This window comes from Mesorhizobium sp. YR577 (assembly GCF_900116595.1).
GTDB lineage: Bacteria > Pseudomonadota > Alphaproteobacteria > Rhizobiales > Rhizobiaceae > Mesorhizobium_M.
This window is the reverse complement of record NZ_FPBI01000061.1, coordinates 1-4,079: the sequence shown is the minus strand read 5'-3', so window position 1 is coordinate 4,079 and position 4,079 is coordinate 1. Positions and strand designations below refer to the sequence as shown.

5 protein-coding genes and 1 pseudogene are annotated in these 4,079 nt (G+C 56.7%); 2 read left to right on the top strand and 4 right to left on the bottom strand.

Annotated features, from left to right (window positions below; translation table 11 throughout):
- Positions 1-90 precede the first annotated feature (90 nt).
- Positions 91-804: a hypothetical protein gene (locus BM413_RS32280; RefSeq protein ID WP_210189024.1), complete on the bottom strand. Its 714-nt coding sequence runs from the start codon at positions 802-804 to the stop codon at positions 91-93.
- Between the two features lie 165 nt (positions 805-969).
- Here BM413_RS32280 and BM413_RS32275 point away from each other — a divergent pair, with 165 nt between their 5' ends.
- Both BM413_RS32275 and BM413_RS32270 read left to right on the top strand, forming a co-directional pair.
- Positions 970-1,653: a TetR/AcrR family transcriptional regulator gene (locus tag BM413_RS32275; protein ID WP_091918908.1), complete on the top strand. Its 684-nt coding sequence runs from the start codon at positions 970-972 to the stop codon at positions 1,651-1,653.
- 86 nt (positions 1,654-1,739) lie between these two features.
- Positions 1,740-2,746, top strand: a pseudogene (locus tag BM413_RS32270) (ISL3 family transposase); the annotation flags it as partial.
- 23 nt (positions 2,747-2,769) lie between these two features.
- Here BM413_RS32270 and BM413_RS33370 read toward each other — a convergent pair.
- From BM413_RS33370 to BM413_RS32945, 3 genes are all read right to left on the bottom strand, one after another.
- Positions 2,770-2,985 carry a DUF6894 family protein gene (locus BM413_RS33370; RefSeq protein ID WP_175544536.1) on the bottom strand — a complete coding sequence of 72 codons (216 nt, stop codon included), beginning with the start codon at positions 2,983-2,985 and terminating at the stop codon, positions 2,770-2,772.
- A 225-nt stretch (positions 2,986-3,210) separates the two neighbouring features.
- Positions 3,211-3,420, bottom strand: a complete 210-nt coding sequence (locus tag BM413_RS32265; RefSeq protein ID WP_091918907.1) for a hypothetical protein — start codon at positions 3,418-3,420, stop codon at positions 3,211-3,213.
- A 63-nt stretch (positions 3,421-3,483) separates the two neighbouring features.
- On the bottom strand, positions 3,484-3,804 hold the full coding sequence (locus tag BM413_RS32945; protein ID WP_139238719.1) for a hypothetical protein: 321 nt from the start codon (positions 3,802-3,804) through the stop codon (positions 3,484-3,486).
- Positions 3,805-4,079: the final 275 nt, after the last annotated feature.

The window sequence follows — 4,079 nt, the reverse complement described above, 5'->3', positions numbered from 1 at the left end:
CAACCGACCCATCCAAGCCTCCAATCCGTTGATCGGAAATCCTGAATCTGATTTGCTACGCCAAATCAACGCGATAAATGGGTTTGAACCCTAGGCTCGTGCACCCGAAGTACTATCGGTGACGGCGTGCCCGATAGTGTGAGCACTGATCCACATGAATACCGCCAGCCAGCCGATAGCGACGGCAAGGGACACCAAACCGAGATCAAGTGCCAGTTCGGGGACGAATGCTCGGAACGCGATCGGCACAACGCCAACGGCGTAGAGAATGAGCGGAATGCGCGGCACACCTTTTCCCGCGAACATCGAGGCGACGAAGGCGAGCGAGCCGACCAGGAACAGAATTGAGGCAACGGTCAACATCAGTCCTAGCGGCCCCGCCCGAAGTTCCACGATCGTCTCCAGCGGAAGCTTCGCGAATATCAGGTTGATGACGACTTCCACGCCTTCTAGGCTCGCTAGCGCGATGAAGTTCATGGCGAATGCGACGAGGCCGAACAGGCCGGCACGGCGCCCAAATGCCATGAACAGCCCGATCACGAACCCGAGCGCCAGGACCTCGGCGAATGGCGCCAGCAGCTGCGTCAGATCGCTGGCAGGAATAAGCGAGCCGCGTTTGGCCGCATTGACTAGAAGAATCAAGGCGCTGCCCATTCCGGCGGTGGCCGCGAGACGGTAGAGCGTGACGTTGGAGACTGTAGTAGTGGACAGGTTGGCGGGGAGCTTGTCCACATGCAGCGCCTCCAATCTATCTGCGAATTTCAAGGCGTATGGGGCACGTTGTTCTGCGACATTGGCGAGCATGGTGGTCCCTCCGGGAGTCGGGAGCGGCGAAATCGCCTGCTCTTTCCGATCCGTTAGTAATCACTGTTTACAATGGATTGAACCAATTGTAAACAGTGATTACTTATTCAATACGGTTTGCTTAGATTTGGCCGCGTGACCGTGCGGAAATTGGAAGGTGGGTTGATGTCAAAAGGCAAGGTGCCCAGCCGCACCAGTTACCGCCACGGTAATTTGCGTGAAGCGCTAATCGAGGCCGCCGTCCAGCTTGTGGAGGAAGGCGGGCCCGAAAATGTAAGCGTGCGCGAGGCGGCCAAGCGTGCAGGCGTTTCGCCCGGAGCACCATTCCGCCATTTCACCAACAAGACCGCCCTGATGACGGCCGTTGCGGAACAGGCCATGAGACTGTTCAAGGATGAGGTGATCAAGGCGGTTGAAGCCGTTCCGCAGAACGATCCGATGGCGCGCTTTGCCGCGATCGGGTCGGCTTACCTTCACTGGGCGATCCACAATCCCACCCACTTTCAGATCATCTCGACACGCAATCTCATCGACTGGGGGGGCTCGGAGTCGCTACGCGAAGACAACAAGATTGTACGTTCGCTCATGGAGGAAGCGATTGTGGATACCCAGCAACAAGGGAAGTTGCGCTCGGACAATATTGCGGAGACTCACATAGCGGCCAGAGCCATCGTCTATGGGCTGGGGCGCATGTACATTGATGGCCACTTCACGCAGTGGGCAGTTTCGGGCGAAGATGCGGAGCGCACGGTACAGAACGTCCTAAAGTTCTTCATCTCCCTTCTCGGCAATGAAGGGGCGGCGCCACCCAAGAAAACTAGCGTCGCCCCTGAGCTTCGAACAAAGTAGAGTTTCTATGGCAGGACCCTGGTCAGAATTCTGGGTGTCGCGCTCAATGTTGATGACGGTTTGTTGTTTCCGCTGCCGGAGCATCAATCGGCATTTGCACCGATTGCGGAGGGCGAAGCCGAAGGCGGCATGGCCGGTCCAACCGCGACCTCCAGGATCTGCCAGTCCAGGGCAAGCCGGTGACAGTGAAGCTCCTGCTGAGCCGCTGGCGATGCTCATATCGCAAATGTGAGCGACAAACGTTCACCGACCGGCTGCCGATGATCGCTGCTCCTTATGCGCGCCGGACGAGAAGAGTCGGGGAGTTTGTTGGCCTGCTTGGCCACAGCACTAGCGGCCGTCCTGGCGAACGCTTGATGCAACGGCTCGGCATGCCGGTCAGCGACGACGCCATCCTGCGGCAATTGAAGCGGAATGCCACGGTCGGTCACCGCAACTCCGAGGTCCGAGTGGTCGGCATCGATGACTGGAGTTGGCGGCGGGCGACAAGCTATGGGACCATCTTGGTTGATCTCGAGCGCCGCTCGGTTATCGACATTCTGGACGATCGGAGCGTTGAGAGTGCGGCCAAGTGGCTGCGGAGCCGTCCTTCTATCGAAGTCGCCGGACGGGACCCTGCGGTCTGCATGCGCAGGCTGTTCGCGAGGTCGCACCGCAGGCGCTACAGGTTGCCGATCGATTTCACCTAGTCCAGAATCTTCGCTCTGCCATCGAAGAACAGATGAGCCTTTCTGGACGTGCCACCGGCAGGGCCATCTTGTCGGAGGACGCAATCGTCGACGCTGCGACACACCGCCGTCGCGCCCGCCTCGCGAATAGGCAATCTCGCCAGGAAATACTCGAGAAACTCCATGCCTGGCGCGAGGAGGTCTGACTTACAGCGAGATCGCCCGACGGACCGGCTATGAGCGTCGCAGCGTGGCAAATTGGCTCAAATTCAAGGCACCCCCAGACAGGCGGCGAGCAGCATTGAAGCCCACATCACCTTGGTGTTTCGAAGCCTTCCTCGCCCAATGCTGGAAGGATGGGAACCGCTGCGGCCGGCACCTGTTTCAATGACGTCAAGCAGCGCGGCTACACCGGCAGCTTCGCCGGACTCTTGCTTCGAAACGAATATTACAAGCAGAGTGTGACCGTCAGGGCACCGTGGCGGCGGGCGCCACGAACCTCTATTGACGCCTCAGCAAGTTTGGTTTCGGAGAACAAATCTTCCGCCTCAGCGGCCAGCAATTTGGCAGCAACGCCAGCAGCGGCGCGCAGGGTCGGAAGTTCCATACCAACCTCGTCCGCCACAAAGAAGTTCTTGGATCTATAATCGAAGAAAAATCTCATAGCGGGATGCAACTTCCAAAAAGAGCAGCGGGGGAACTCGGGGCTACAAGACGCCCCCGCCCTGCTCAATGCGAACAGCCGGCATTGAGCCGAGCAATTGGCAACAATAGCACTGATGAAGCAGATCAATACTGATCTAGATCAGCCCCGAACAAGACAATCGGCGAGGCAGAAAGCCGGTTACCTCGTTCGGAGCGCGGGCAAAGTGAGGCGAGTGAACTTGACCTACGCTTGCTGCCTCAGCTTCTGAAGCAAATCCGCTTCGTCCGATACGCCGGCGGTGAAGAGAGCCAAAGCACGGTCGGCGATAACTTTTGCGCCTTTGCCACCTGATTCATAGCCGAGTTCGATGCGCATCAGCCCGCACACGCGGGTCAGCATCTTCAAGTCATCAGGATAATAGCTGCTTGGGTGAAAGACTTGGGGAGGTGTCATTGCTTCTCCCTCCTGCATCAGGGCGAAAGCTCAATAGCATCTTCCAAAAACCAGCGCCCGTTTTCATGGCCGGCCACCAAAACATGGTACGCCAACTGCAAGCAATAGCAAATTATTATGGGGCGCAACTACTTTTCTCTCGAGTATTTTTTGATATAAGGTGGCAAGAGGGATTTTATTGTGAAGATATCCTACGACAATGTATTCCGTGACAAATGGCCAAAATCGATTTCTATTGACGGATGAAAAATCAAAGTCGACCGAGAAGCGATAGAAACCTGGAAGCTGCATCCGAAAACAATGTTCAATGCCGTCTGGAACTCCGAAAAGCGGGAATACCGCCTGTTCAAGGACAGCGAAATCTAATGAATCGCAAATACCCATGCGTTTCCGAAGGAATGCGCCGTCTTCACATCCTAGCGCGGTACGAAGCCATGATGGTGATCACGGTGAGTATGGTGAAGCGGGTTTAGAGGGAACTGGGCGATGGGCTTGGATTCGATGTTCGGCGGCGGCCATATCCTGATCGTCATGCTCGGATTGCTCGGCGCGATGCTGCTCATGGGTTCGGTCTTCATAAACAACCAGGTCGCTCACTACACACAGCGCGATGAGCGTCACAAGGAAAAGCAGCTCGAATATTATCGCAATACACTTTC